At 58.5% G+C, this 12,735-nt stretch carries 10 protein-coding genes; all 10 read left to right on the forward strand.

All coding sequences use genetic code 11. From position 1 onward, the window contains the following. Positions 1-82: 82 nt before the first annotated feature. From sS8_RS22425 to sS8_RS22470, 10 genes are read left to right on the forward strand one after another with little or no spacing between them, the layout of a single operon-like run. Positions 83-1,732: a peptidoglycan D,D-transpeptidase FtsI family protein gene (locus tag sS8_RS22425; RefSeq protein ID WP_197716605.1), complete on the forward strand. Its 1,650-nt coding sequence runs from the start codon at positions 83-85 to the stop codon at positions 1,730-1,732. Further along, positions 1,729-3,243, forward strand: coding sequence for a UDP-N-acetylmuramoyl-L-alanyl-D-glutamate--2,6-diaminopimelate ligase (locus sS8_RS22430; RefSeq protein WP_119631718.1), 1,515 nt, complete (start codon positions 1,729-1,731; stop codon positions 3,241-3,243). Before sS8_RS22425 ends, sS8_RS22430 begins: the two co-directional genes overlap by 4 nt. Then, on the forward strand, positions 3,240-4,613 hold the full coding sequence (locus sS8_RS22435; RefSeq protein WP_119631719.1) for a UDP-N-acetylmuramoyl-tripeptide--D-alanyl-D-alanine ligase: 1,374 nt from the start codon (positions 3,240-3,242) through the stop codon (positions 4,611-4,613). Before sS8_RS22430 ends, sS8_RS22435 begins: the two co-directional genes overlap by 4 nt. Then, complete coding sequence (mraY, locus tag sS8_RS22440) at positions 4,604-5,686, forward strand: phospho-N-acetylmuramoyl-pentapeptide-transferase (RefSeq protein WP_119631720.1); 1,083 nt, start codon at positions 4,604-4,606, stop codon at positions 5,684-5,686. The genes sS8_RS22435 and mraY overlap by 10 nt, the downstream gene beginning before the upstream one ends. 3 nt (positions 5,687-5,689) lie before the next feature. Further along, a complete protein-coding gene (gene murD / locus sS8_RS22445; protein WP_119631721.1) occupies positions 5,690-7,075 on the forward strand; it encodes a UDP-N-acetylmuramoyl-L-alanine--D-glutamate ligase in 1,386 nt (461 codons plus the stop codon). After that, positions 7,072-8,271 carry a putative lipid II flippase FtsW gene (gene ftsW, locus sS8_RS22450; protein WP_119631722.1) on the forward strand — a complete coding sequence of 400 codons (1,200 nt, stop codon included), beginning with the start codon at positions 7,072-7,074 and terminating at the stop codon, positions 8,269-8,271. Before murD ends, ftsW begins: the two co-directional genes overlap by 4 nt. Before the next feature lie 5 nt (positions 8,272-8,276). Then, a complete protein-coding gene (gene murG / locus sS8_RS22455) occupies positions 8,277-9,332 on the forward strand; it encodes an undecaprenyldiphospho-muramoylpentapeptide beta-N-acetylglucosaminyltransferase (protein ID WP_331852267.1) in 1,056 nt (351 codons plus the stop codon). Between the two features lie 22 nt (positions 9,333-9,354). Beyond that, positions 9,355-10,764, forward strand: coding sequence for a UDP-N-acetylmuramate--L-alanine ligase (murC, locus tag sS8_RS22460; RefSeq protein WP_119632960.1), 1,410 nt, complete (start codon positions 9,355-9,357; stop codon positions 10,762-10,764). Beyond that, positions 10,764-11,693: a UDP-N-acetylmuramate dehydrogenase gene (gene murB / locus sS8_RS22465; RefSeq protein WP_119631724.1), complete on the forward strand. Its 930-nt coding sequence runs from the start codon at positions 10,764-10,766 to the stop codon at positions 11,691-11,693. Before murC ends, murB begins: the two co-directional genes overlap by 1 nt. Next, positions 11,694-12,650 (forward strand): D-alanine--D-alanine ligase, encoded by a 957-nt coding sequence (locus sS8_RS22470; protein WP_119631725.1) that lies wholly within the window; start codon positions 11,694-11,696, stop codon positions 12,648-12,650. The last annotated feature ends 85 nt before the right edge of the window (positions 12,651-12,735 follow it).

The raw sequence follows: 12,735 nt of genomic DNA on the forward strand, positions 1-12,735 counted from the left end.
GTTGATTATCCAGCCCAGGCCGGTAAATGAGTCAGACTACCGCGGTCGCTGGTATGTTCTGCTGGTTATCATGCTGGTTGCCATGGCGGTTCTAATTGGACGAGCCGTTTACCTCCAGGTGTTGGATCGGCAATTTCTGAAGCATCAGGGAGATTTGCGTCACGTCGGCATCTTGCCTGTGCCGGCGCACCGTGGGCGGATTTTCGATCGTAACGGAGAGCTGCTGGCCATCAGCACGCCGGTCAAGTCGATTTGGGTCAATCCGAAAGAGTTTCGCGAGGCGCAGGTTCCCGCCGACCGGCGCAAGGTACTGGCAAGCCTTCTTGGTATCTCCCTGGAAGCACTGGACAAACACGTCGAGGGAAACCGAAACCGTAGCTTTGCTTATCTGAAGCGAAGGATCAACCCCGAGTTGGCCGATGAGGTGGCCGCCCTGGGTATCGCGGGCATATATGCAGACCGCGAATATCGTCGGTACTATCCTACCGGTGAAGTGGCCGCTCACCTGGTCGGCTACACCAATATCGACGACAAGGGGCAAGAGGCGATGGAACTGGCCTACGACGATTGGCTGAAGGGTGCGGAGGGCGCAAAGCGGATCATCCGTGACGGCAAGCGGCGTGTCATCGAAGATCTGGAAAACGTCAGTCTGCCGGTGCCCGGAAAGGACCTTGCTTTGAGCATCGATCAGCGCTTGCAGTATCTGGCCTATCGGGAACTCAAGAAGGCGGTGCTTTTGCACCGGGCGCGTTCTGCCTCGCTCGCTCTGTTGGACACTCGCACCGGAGAGGTGTTGGCGATCGCCAACCAGCCGTCTTACAACCCCAATAGCCGTAGCCAGATGAAGGGCAGCGCATCGCGCAATCGGGCGATCACCGACATATACGAACCCGGTTCGACGATGAAGCCGTTTGCGGTAGCCCTGGCGCTGGAGCTGGGATTGTACCGTCCCGATACCGTGATCGATACGACGCCGGGTACGATGCGGGTGGGACGCAACATCGTCAAAGACATCCATAACTATGGTGTCCTCGATGTTGCTCATGTTCTCCAAAAATCGAGCAATGTGGGCGTTACCAAGATCGCGCTGGACCTGCCTTCGAAAAAGTTCTGGGCGTTCTACAACAATCTCGGTTTCGGTCAGCCTTTGGAAACCGGCTTTCCCGGTGAGGCCAACGGCCGTCTTTCGGACTATCACGGCTGGAGTCCGTTCGAACAGGCAACCCTTTCTTTTGGTTATGGCATTTCCGCCTCGACGGTGCAACTGGCGAGAGCCTACTCGGCCTTGGCCAACGACGGCGTCATGCCGATGGTCAGCCTGGTCAAGCGCGACAAATTGCCCGAGTCGCATCGAATCATGTCGGCTCGGACCGCCATCAGAGTACGCCGGATGCTGGAGCGGGTCGTCTCCCGTGAAGGTACCGCGCTGAAGGCCGCCATTCCGGGATTCAGAGTCGCCGGCAAGACCGGGACGGTAAAGAAGAGCGACGTGGGCGGCTATTCATCTTCGCGTTACATTTCGGTATTCGCCGGATTGGCTCCGGTAAGCAAGCCGCGCCTGGTTATGGTGGTCATGGTCGATGAGCCGTCCGCAGGCGAGTACTACGGCGGTGCGGTGGCGGCGCCGGTCTTCTCGCGCGTTATGGAGGGGGCTTTGCGTTTGCTGAACATCGCTCCGGATCAGGAAGAGATCACACCTCTCCTCGCCGCGCAGCAGGACGAGCCGACATGATAGCCGTCGAAACACAGACTGCGGGGCACACGCTGGACACCCTATTGTCCGGGTTCGTCGAAACCCCCGCTTCTAGTCTGGTTAATGTCATGGGTCTTTGTCATGACAGCCGGCGCATCCGCCCGGGCGAGGGCTTCGTCGCTCTGGCCGGACACCGGTCGCACGGTATGCGTCATGCCGAACAGGCGATTCGGCAAGGTTGTTCGGCCATCATCTATGATCCGGCCGGGGGCGGAGATCTGCTGGCCCGAAATATTGCCGCATTGCCTTGTGTCAAGGTCGATTCCCTGGACCAAAAACTCGGATTCATTGCTGATCGCTTTTTCGGCGAGCCTTCCGCATTCCAGGACGTGATCGGCATCACCGGCACGAACGGCAAAACCTCATGCAGCCATTTTCTCGCCAATGCGCTTTCGGCCAAGGCTCCGGCCGCCGTCGTCGGGACTCTGGGTTGGGGTGTGCCCGGTGCGCTCGAGATGACGCAGCACACTACGCCGGACGCCATCGAAGTTCACGGTCTTCTGGCCCGCTTGCGCGAGCGGGGCATCAGAATCATCGCCATGGAAGCTTCGTCTCACGGTCAGGTGCAAGGCCGTCTCAATGGCGTGCGCTTCAAGGGGGCACTGTACACGAATTTTAGCCGCGATCATCTGGATTACCACGGCACGATGGAAGCCTATCTGGAGGCGAAGTTGCGTCTTTTGGCTTCGCCCGGGCTCGAATTCGTGGTTTTCAATGCCGACGATCCGATTGCCGACGTCATCTCAAGCCGGGCGCCGTTCCAACCGAGGCCGATAGGCTTTAGTGTGCATGGGCGTAATATCGTGCCGGATGCCACCGTTTCGGTAACGTCGATCCTTCAGGACTCGCGAGGGATTGCTTTTCGTGCCGTGTATCGGCAACAGGCGACCGATGTGTTTGCGCCGGTCTACGGCGATTTCAACGTCGAAAATCTGACCGCTTCATTGGCGGTCTTGCTCGGGTTGGGGTACGAACTGCCGGAAGCCGCGGAGTTGCTCAAGAATGTCCGGCCGGTGCCGGGACGCATGGAGCGATTTTCGGGGCTGGGGCGCACTGCCATTGTGGATTACGCCCATACCCCGGATGCCCTGGAAAGCGTTTTGCGCAGCCTTCGCCGGCATTGCGAAGGCAAATTATGGGTGGTTTTCGGATGCGGCGGAGACCGCGACCGCGGCAAACGTCCGCTGATGGGGGCGGTCGCGGAGAAACTGGCCGACGGCGTCGTATTGACCGATGACAATCCTCGCTCGGAGAATGGGGACGAAATTATCCGGGATATTCTGTCCGGTTGCCGCCGCGACAATACCGTTTCGATCCGCGATCGCCGCGCAGCCATAGCCTTTGCGCTGGAGCGGGCGGGCATGGGCGACATCGTGGTGGTGGCTGGAAAGGGCCACGAGCAAACTCAGGAGATTCGGGGCCAGAAATATCCTTTCTGCGATCGCGAAGTGGTCACGGAAATCCTTTCCGTGTTGGAGTGGCCGAGATGAAGGTGCGACTTTCCGATTTCTGCGGGATCGTCGGCGGTGAGCTGCGGGGCGATGACGTCGCGTTTGAAGACCTAGGCATCGACACTCGCTCTTTGAAACCCGGCGATCTTTATCTGGCAATCCGCGGAACTCGCTTCGACGGCAACGATTTCGTCGCTCAGGCAAAGTCGGCAGGCGCCTCCGCGGCGGTGGTCGAACGCTTCGCCGACTGCGATTTGCCGCAGGTACGGGTCGATGACGGACGCATGGCACTCGGGTGTTTTGCCGCGTCTTGGCGCGATCGCTGGACCGGGCGGCTCGTCGGTATCACCGGCAGCAACGGCAAGACCACTGTAAAGGAAATGACTGCGGCCATTCTCGGCGTTGCCGCGCCGGTGCTAAAAACACAGGGCAATCTCAATAACGATATCGGCGTTCCTTTGATGTTGCTGCGGTTGACGGACGAATACCGATTCGCGGCGATTGAAATGGGCGCTAACCACCCCGGTGAGATCGCGTATGTCGGCGGATTGGCGAAACCCGATGTCGCCGTGATTTCCAATGCCGGGGCAGCGCATTTGGAAGGTTTCGGCTCACTCGAGGGGGTGGCGTCCGCAAAAGGGGAACTGATTGCTTCGCTGAGTGCGGCCGGTACGGCGGTACTCAATGCCGACGATCGTTTTTTCGGTCGCTGGCGCGAAATGGCCCGTGGACGCCCCGTGGTTAGTTTCGGATTCTGCGCCGATGCCGCCGTGCGTGCCGACGCCGATTCGATAAGGATGGGGCTGAACGAGGGTAAGTTCCTCACCTCCTTCGATCTTTTGTATCGGGGGGAGCGCCATCCTTTGGCCCTTTCCCTGGCCGGCGATCATAACGTGGTCAACGCCTTGGCCGCGGCTGCCGCGGCCTGCGCTCTGGGTTTCGATATCGGCCGGATACGCACGGGGCTGTCCCGCGTGGCCCCGGTGCCGGGACGCGTGGAGCCTGTGAACGGGATTCGGGGATCCTTGCTGATCAACGATACCTATAACGCCAACCCCACTTCTTTTCGGGCCGCTTTGCATGTGCTACGGCAGCTGTCGGGTGATCGCTGGGTCGCCTTGGGCGCGTTCGGCGAGCTCGGCGAGGCGAGCGCCGAACTGCATGCCGAGATTGGCGGCCAGGCGAGGGCGATGGGCGTGACGCGGCTGTTTGCCGTGGGCCCGAACGCGGATCGGGCGGCGGAAGCTTTCGGCGACGGCGCTGTGTACTGCCGGGAGCAGGATGAATTGATTGAACTCATACGACAGCAGATTAACGAGAACGTTGTGTTATTGATTAAAGGTTCACGCACCCAGCGTATGGAGCGGGTGGTTGAGGCATTACGGCAGCGGAGCGATTTATGCTGCTGATACTCGCGGAGACGCTTCAGAAGTATTTCGACGCTTTTCGCGTCTTTCAATATCTGACCTTCCGAGGGATCCTCGGCGTCCTGACCGCCTTGATTATTTCATTCATCGTCGGCCCGATGATGATCCGGCACCTGAGTAAATATAAAGTCGGACAGAGTATCCGGAGCGACGGACCGCAGAGCCATTTTTCCAAGGCCGGAACGCCGACCATGGGCGGGGCGCTCATTCTTGTTTCGATAGCGATCAGCACCCTGCTGTGGGCCGATCTCAGCAATCGCTATGTTTGGGTTATTTTGCTGGTTACGATGGCCTTCGGCCTGGTCGGCTTCGTTGACGATTATAAAAAGCTGGTGTTGCGCAATAGCGACGGTCTTCGAGCGCGACACAAATATTTCTGGCAGTCCGTAGTCGGCATGGCGGCCGCAGTGTTTCTTTATAGCACGGCAACGGTCGCAACCGAAACACAGTTCATCGTGCCGTTCTTCAAGCAGGTCGTGTTGAATCTGGGTCTTGCCTATCCGATTCTGGCCTATTTCGTGATTGTGGGTTCGAGCAATGCGGTGAACCTGACCGACGGCCTCGACGGTCTCGCCATCATGCCGACGGTTCTGGTGGGCGGTGCCCTTGGCATTTTCGCTTACGCGTCGGGCAACGTGAACTTTGCGGAATACCTCGGTATTCCTTTTATACCCAAGGCCGGTGAATTGGTGGTCTTTTGCGGTTCCCTGGTAGGCGCCGGGCTCGGCTTTCTCTGGTTCAACGCTTATCCGGCGCAGGTTTTCATGGGCGATGTCGGTGCGCTGGCTTTGGGGGCAGCGCTTGGGACACTCGCCGTGCTGGTTCGGCAAGAGATCGTACTTATGGTCATGGGCGGCGTGTTCGTCATGGAGACCGTATCGGTGATGCTTCAGGTCATTTCGTTCAAGCTCACCGGTCGACGTATTTTTCGTATGGCACCTATTCATCATCATTTCGAGCTAAAGGGATGGCCGGAACCGCGTGTGATCGTCCGCTTTTGGATAATTACCGTGATTTTGGTCTTGATTGGACTCGCGACCTTGAAGTTGAGGTGAGAGATGGCAGCGAAAGCAGTGCTTTATTTCGATGCCGAAAATCCACTGGATAAACTCGGATTGGATCGGCGTTCCGCGCGCGTGCTGATTTTCGGATTGGGTAGGACAGGCCTTTCGGTAGCGCGTTTCCTGGCAAGCCAGGGCATCGAATTCGCGGTGACCGATACTCGGGAATGGCCTCCCAGCTTGGCTGAATTGCGAGAGGCTTTTCCAGATGCCGGAGTCTTCTTGGGCGGCCTTCACAGTGCGGCATTCTCTGCGGCCACCCATTTGATCGTCAGCCCGGGCGTACCCTTGGACCAACCTAAAATCAAGGAAGCTAAGCGGCGCAGGATACCGGTATTCGGAGATCTCGACCTTTTTGCATGTATCGCCAAGGCGCCGATCGTGGCCATTACCGGTGCGAATGGCAAGAGCACCGTAACGACGCTAGTGGGCTTGATGGCGGAAGCCGACGGCAAGAACGTGCGGGTGGGAGGAAATCTCGGCACGCCGATGCTGGATCTTTTGGACGATCAGGCGGAGCTTTACGTTCTGGAATTGTCCAGCTTTCAACTGGAGCGTTCTTCACTTCTGCAACCGGCGGCAGCGACGGTTCTCAACATCAGTCCCGACCATATGGATCGCTATTCGGATCTCCAGGCTTATGCCGACGCGAAACGGCGAATTTTCCGGGGGCAGGGGGTAATGATCCTCAACCGCGACGATCCGGTAGTCGCGGGAATGGCGGAGCCGGATAGACGCAGAGCGTGGTTCGGTCTCGGAGAGTCGGAAGTGGATTACGGCGTTTCCGTCGTCGACGGGGAAGGCTGGCTGAGCAGCCACGGCCAGCCGCTGTTACAGACCAGCAGAATCGGCATCCAGGGACGCCACAATGTTGCGAATGCCCTGGCTGCCGTCGCTCTGGGAGATGCGATGGGTTTGTCTCGCACAGCCATGATCAGCGCGCTCGAGCAGTTCGAGGGTCTGGCTCATCGTATGCAGACGGTGGCCGAAATCGACGGCGTTATATGGATCAACGATTCCAAGGCCACCAACGTGGGCGCATGCATGGCGGCCCTGGCCGGTCTGCGTAGCAAGACGGTACTGATTGCGGGAGGAGTCGGCAAGGGAGCGGAGTTCTCCGTGCTCCGGCCGGTGGTCGCCGAAAAAGTGCGGGCTGCGGTGCTGATGGGCAAAGACGCTCCATTGCTGGAGCAGGCACTGAGAGACATCGTGCCGACAGTGCGGGTCGAAAACATGCGCCAGGCCGTCCGGAAGGCTCGTTCCCTGGCACAATGCGGAGATTCAGTGCTACTGGCTCCGGCCTGTGCTAGCCTGGATCAATACCGGGACTATCAGGAAAGGGGGCAGGTGTTCACGGACGAAGTGATGGGGCTCTCGGCATGAGAGGGAAAGTGACCGTCCGCGGACGGGGGCTTGTATTGCATTGGAGAGCCCGGCGTTTTTATTTGGACACCGTCCTATTGACTGCGTCCTTGGGACTTTTGCTCCTCGGTTACGTTATGGTCGCGTCGGCGTCTTTACACTTGGGTGAAAAGCTCGCCGACGACAGTTTTTATTTCCCCAGGAACCAGTTGATCCACATCGCTCTCGGCCTTTTCTCCGGTTGCATCGTTGCATCCATAAAGCTGGAGGTATGGCAGAAATCGTCCTTAGGCCTGTTCCTGCTCGGGCTTGTTTTACTTGCCGTGGTTTTGATACCCGGTGTCGGCAAGACCGTGAACGGCAGTTCACGTTGGCTCAGTCTACTCGGTATAAGGATTCAGGTTTCCGAAGTCTTCAAGCTCATCGCCGTCATCTATACCGCCAGCTACATTCACCGACATCTACGCACGGTACGCAACTCGGTGCAAGGCATGATCCGCCCCCTGGCACTGTTGTCCATGGGCGGGCTATTGCTGCTGATGGAACCCGATTTCGGCGCGACCGCGGTTATCATGGCAACGGCGTTGGGCATGCTGTTTCTGGGCGGCGCAAGGCTATGGCAGTTCGGCATTCTGCTCGGCCTGATGGCCGCCGCCGCGGTCGGGCTGATCTTCAGCGCCGAATACCGGTTAAAGCGGTTATTCAGTTTTATGAATCCGTGGGAACATCCACTCGACACCGGCTTCCAGCTCACGCAAGCCCTGATCGCGTTTGGCCGCGGCGAATGGACCGGTGTGGGTTTGGGATCGAGTGTGCAAAAGCTGTTTTATCTGCCGGAGGCGCATACCGACTTTCTCTTTTCCATTATCGGCGAAGAGCTGGGATTGCTCGGTACCACCACTGTTGTCCTGCTTTTTATGTTGATCGTTTGGCGTGCTCTCGTGATCGGGCAACTGGCCGACCGGGCCGAGAACCGCTTTGGCGCTTTTGTTGCTTACGGTATCGGTATTTGGTTCGGCTTACAATCGTTCATCAATATGGGAGTGAATATGGGTATGTTGCCCACGAAGGGCCTGACTTTGCCGCTGATGAGTTACGGCGGCGGAAGCATGATCGTCATGTGTGCGGCATTGGGGCTGTTGTTCCGGATTCGGAGCGAGGCCTTGGATGCGTATGCCGCGGCGCCCAGGGTTAGGGCCAAATGGGCGCACGTGTGATGATCATGGCCGGTGGAACCGGCGGTCATGTATATCCTGCGTTGGCGGTGGCGAGGGAGTTATTGTCCGAAGGCCACGAAGTGGTTTGGATGGGCACTCGCTCCGGTTTGGAGGCGCGCGTCGTTCCGGCAGCCGATATTCCAGTGGAATGGTTGTCCGTATCGGGTTTGCGCGGAAAGGGCTGGCTGGCCAAAGTGACTTTTCCGTTCATGTTGACCAAAGCCTGTTTGCAGGCATGGAGCATTCTGAGGCGTGTCAGGCCGAACGTCGTACTTGGGATGGGAGGATTCGTTTCGGGACCGGGCGGGCTGATGGCGCGTCTGTCCGGGATCCCTCTGGTTCTTCATGAGCAGAACCGTATTCCGGGAACGACCAATCGGTGGCTAGCCGGCCGTGCGCAAGCGGTTTTGGAGGCATTCCCCGGTAGTTTTGCCGAGAAAGCAGGCGCTCGCTGCACCGGGAATCCGGTACGCCGGGAAATCGTTTCGCTAAAACGTGAAATCGGTGGCGGCTGGGACGAACCGCTCAAGATTTTGATTCTCGGTGGCAGCCAGGGCGCAAGAGCATTGAACGAGATCGTACCGGAGGCCCTTGCCCGAATCGACATGCCCGTTCGGGTTTTTCATCAGACCGGGGAAGCGATGCGTTCAAAGACCGCGGTCCTCTATGCGCAATCGAGAATGACGGCTCGGATCGAGTCCTTCATCGAGGATATGGCCGAGGCGTACGGTTGGGCGGATCTGGTTGTCTGCCGTGCGGGTGCGATGACGATCAGCGAGTTGACTGCGGCAGGGTTGCCATCGATCCTGATTCCCTATCCCTACGCCATAGACGATCATCAGACTCACAATGCCCGGTATCTCGTCGACAATGGCGCCGCCGTGATGATTCCTCAGTCAGAATTATCCGCGGAACGGCTTGCCGAAGAAATCACCGTATTGATGCAGGAACCGTCCCGATTGAAGGCAATGGCCGAGCGAGCATCCGCCCTGGCGAAGCCGGATGCGGCGAGGGTCGTTGCCGCGATTTGCTTGAGCGAGGTCCGCTGTGAAGCTGCCTGAACAAATTGCGGGTCAATACGGAATGAACCGCATCCGGCGGATTCATCTGGTCGGGATCGGCGGTACCGGAATGTGCGGGATAGCCGAGGTGCTTCTGAATCTGGGGTACCAAGTTTCCGGGTCGGATCTCAATCAAAATGCCAATACTCGGCGCCTGGCTGAACTCGGTGCCAAAATTTTCATCGGCCATGCACCCGAGCACATCGTGGAAGCCGAGGTGGTTGTCGTCTCCAGCGCCGTCAATCGGTCCAACCTGGAAGTGGAATCCGCCCGTTCGCAGAAGATTCCGGTCATTTCCCGCGCGGAGATGCTGGCCGAGCTGATGCGTTTCCGCTACGGCATCGCGGTCGCCGGAACTCACGGCAAGACCACGACCACCAGTCTGACGTCCAGCGTGCTTGCCGAAGCAGGACTTGATCCCACCTTCGTTATCGGTGGGCGTCTCAATAGCGTGGGTACGAATGCCCAGCTCGGCAAAGGTTCTTACCTGGTCGCAGAAGCGGATGAAAGTGATGCCTCGTTTCTGTATTTACAGCCGATGGTCGCAGTGGTCACCAATATCGACCGGGACCACATGGAAACCTACGGCGGCGATTTCGGCAGGCTGCAGAAGGCTTTCGTCGAGTTTTTGCATCATGTGCCTTTCTACGGGCTGGCCGTGCTGTGTCTGGACGACCAGGGAGTCAGAGATATTCTGCCGGAGATCAGCAAGCCCAGGAAAACCTACGGTTTCAGTCCGGAGGCCGACATCCGTGCCGTGAATATCCGCCAGGACGGCTTGCAATCGCACTTCACGGTGTTGCGTTCGGGTTATGACGAACCCCTTGATGTGACTCTGAATCTTCCCGGCAGACATAACATATTGAACTCTCTGTCGGTGATCGCCGTGGCCGGAGAATTGGGGATTTCCGATGAGGTCATTCAACGGGCTTTGCTGGGATTTCGGGGTATAGGGCGGCGTTTTCAGATCAATGCCGAGGTACCTTTCGGAAATTCGCTGGTCACTTTCGTGGACGACTACGGACATCATCCCCGCGAAATCACGGCTACCCTGGACTCGGCCCGGCAAGCCTGGCCCGATCGCCGGCTGGTTTTGGTGTTTCAGCCGCACCGTTATACTCGGACGCGCGATTTGTTCGAGGATTTTGTACAGGTTTTATCGCGGACCGACGTTCTGGTCCTGCTCGATGTCTATCCGGCGGGCGAAGCAGCATTGATCGGCGCGGACGGGCGGGCCTTGTCGAGGGCGATTCGGGTTCGGGGACAGGTCGACCCGGTGTTCGTCGAAAAGCTCAGCGATCTGTTCGAAATTTTGCCGGGCATCATTGAAGCGGGTGACGTCGTTTTGACATTGGGAGCCGGGAGTATCGGGCAACTCGCCGTGGAATTGCCTTTGTGCTTGACCGAAGCGCCGGTCGGAGCCATTCAGTGATGGTCCTGTGTGTCGACAGTGTAAAGACAGCCGATCCGATCGGGCTCAGAGGCGAGATGCGTTATGACGAACCCCTGGCTAATTACACCTCCTGGCGCGTCGGCGGCCCGGCGGACCGTTTTTATTTGCCGGCGGATGCCGCAGATATGGTCCTCTTTCTGCATTCGCTCCCCCCCGACGAGCCGATTCTCTGGCTGGGCTTGGGGAGTAATTTGCTGGTTCGGGATGGCGGCTTCAGGGGTACGGTGATTTGTACCCGCAATCGTTTAAAGGAAATCCGGAGCTCCGAAGAAGAAGGTATTTATGCCGAAGCGGGGGTTCCCAGTGCTCACGTTGCCAGATTTTGTTCGGAACGAAATCTGACGGGCGCCGAATTCCTCGCGGGAATTCCGGGAACCTTGGGCGGAGCCTTGGCGATGAACGCGGGCGCTTTCGGCGGCGAAACGTGGCCGCTGGTGGCCCGTGTGCTGACGGTCGATCGTTCGGGAACGCTGCGATATCGGAGCTCCGGCGATTTTCTGGTCGGTTACCGGAGTGTAAGAGGTCCCGAGAACGAATGGTTTTTGGCGTGCGAGCTCCGGCTCCAGTCGGGCGATGCCCTGGCAAGCCGGGAGCGGATCAGATCGCTGTTGGCCAAACGCAGCGCATCTCAGCCCATCAATCTGCCGAATTGTGGCTCGGTGTTCCGGAATCCTGAGGGCGATTATGCGGCACGCCTCATCGAAGCCTGCGGGCTCAAAGGGCATTCCATCGGAGGCGCTTGTGTTTCCGAGAAACACGCCAATTTCATCGTCAACACGGGCATGGCGAGGGCGGCCGATATTGAAGCTTTGATGCAGCTTGTCCAGGCGACGGTGGAGAAGACTTTCGGGCTGCGCCTGATTCCCGAGGTTCGGATCGTGGGCGAAGAATCAATTAGGAGAGATTGAATGAGCAAGCGAATCCAGAAATCGGCCGACTTCGGACGGGTTGCGGTATTGATGGGTGGTTCCGCGGCCGAACGGGAAATTTCGTTGAAGAGCGGTCAGGCGGTACTGGCGGCCCTTGTGACGAAGGACATCGATGCGATCGGGGTCGACGTAACCAAGAACCCGGTACATCCGCTGCTGGAGCAGCGCTTCGACCGCGTTTTCAACATCATTCACGGGCGGGGCGGCGAGGATGGGGTTCTGCAAGGAGCTCTGGAAGCCTTGGGATTGCCCTATACCGGGAGTGGGGTGCTGGCGTCGGCCTTGAGCATGGACAAGCTCAGGACCAAGCTGTGCTGGCTGGGCGCCGGACTGCCGACGCCGCGCTGGATGAAGCTCCAAGGCCCGGAGGACGTGAATCGGTGTGCGGAGCTATTGGGGTTTCCGGTGATCGTGAAGCCCGCACAAGAAGGCTCCAGCATCGGAATGGGGCGGGCCGAGAATGAAAACGAATTAAGGGAGGCGTGGGAACGTGCTTCACATTATAATTGCTCGGTTTTTGCGGAGGCTTGGATTGTTGGCCGGGAATACACGGCAGGCATGCTCGACGGCGAGCCGTTGCCTTTGATTCGGTTGGAAACGCCGCACGCGTTTTACGATTTCGACGCCAAATACCGTGCCGAGACGACTTGTTATCACTGCCCCGCCGGACTATCGTCGGAACAGGAGGCTACGCTCCAGGAATTGGCTTTGCAGGCATGCGACACGCTGGGCGTGACCGGGTGGGCTAGGGTCGATCTTTTGGTCGATCAAGAAAACCGGCCTTGGCTGATCGAAGTGAATACCGTCCCCGGCATGACCGATCATAGTCTGGTGCCGATGGCGGCGAAGGTAGCCGGCTTGTCGTTCGAGGACTTGGTGTGGCGAATCTTGGAAACGAGTTTTTCCCGCCGAGGAGAGGACGATGCCGATACCTGAGAGGGTGCCCGCAAGGGCATTGTTGTTTTTTGGTGTGCTTGCTCTCTGCGGATGGGGCTCGACGGGCGTTGATTTCGGCCGGCTC

The sequence above is a fragment of the Methylocaldum marinum genome, from assembly GCF_003584645.1.
Classification (GTDB): Bacteria; Pseudomonadota; Gammaproteobacteria; order Methylococcales; family Methylococcaceae; genus Methylocaldum; species Methylocaldum marinum.

Coding starts and splice junctions, on each gene's coding strand:
- sS8_RS22425 (WP_197716605.1), top strand. CDS start 83: ATGGCGGTTCTAATTGGACGAGCCGTTTACCTCCAGGTGTTGGATCGG.
- sS8_RS22430 (WP_119631718.1), top strand. CDS start 1,729: ATGATAGCCGTCGAAACACAGACTGCGGGGCACACGCTGGACACCCTA.
- sS8_RS22435 (WP_119631719.1), top strand. CDS start 3,240: ATGAAGGTGCGACTTTCCGATTTCTGCGGGATCGTCGGCGGTGAGCTG.
- mraY (WP_119631720.1), top strand. CDS start 4,604: ATGCTGCTGATACTCGCGGAGACGCTTCAGAAGTATTTCGACGCTTTT.
- murD (WP_119631721.1), top strand. CDS start 5,690: ATGGCAGCGAAAGCAGTGCTTTATTTCGATGCCGAAAATCCACTGGAT.
- ftsW (WP_119631722.1), top strand. CDS start 7,072: ATGAGAGGGAAAGTGACCGTCCGCGGACGGGGGCTTGTATTGCATTGG.
- murG (WP_331852267.1), top strand. CDS start 8,277: ATGGCCGGTGGAACCGGCGGTCATGTATATCCTGCGTTGGCGGTGGCG.
- murC (WP_119632960.1), top strand. CDS start 9,355: ATGAACCGCATCCGGCGGATTCATCTGGTCGGGATCGGCGGTACCGGA.
- murB (WP_119631724.1), top strand. CDS start 10,764: ATGGTCCTGTGTGTCGACAGTGTAAAGACAGCCGATCCGATCGGGCTC.
- sS8_RS22470 (WP_119631725.1), top strand. CDS start 11,694: ATGAGCAAGCGAATCCAGAAATCGGCCGACTTCGGACGGGTTGCGGTA.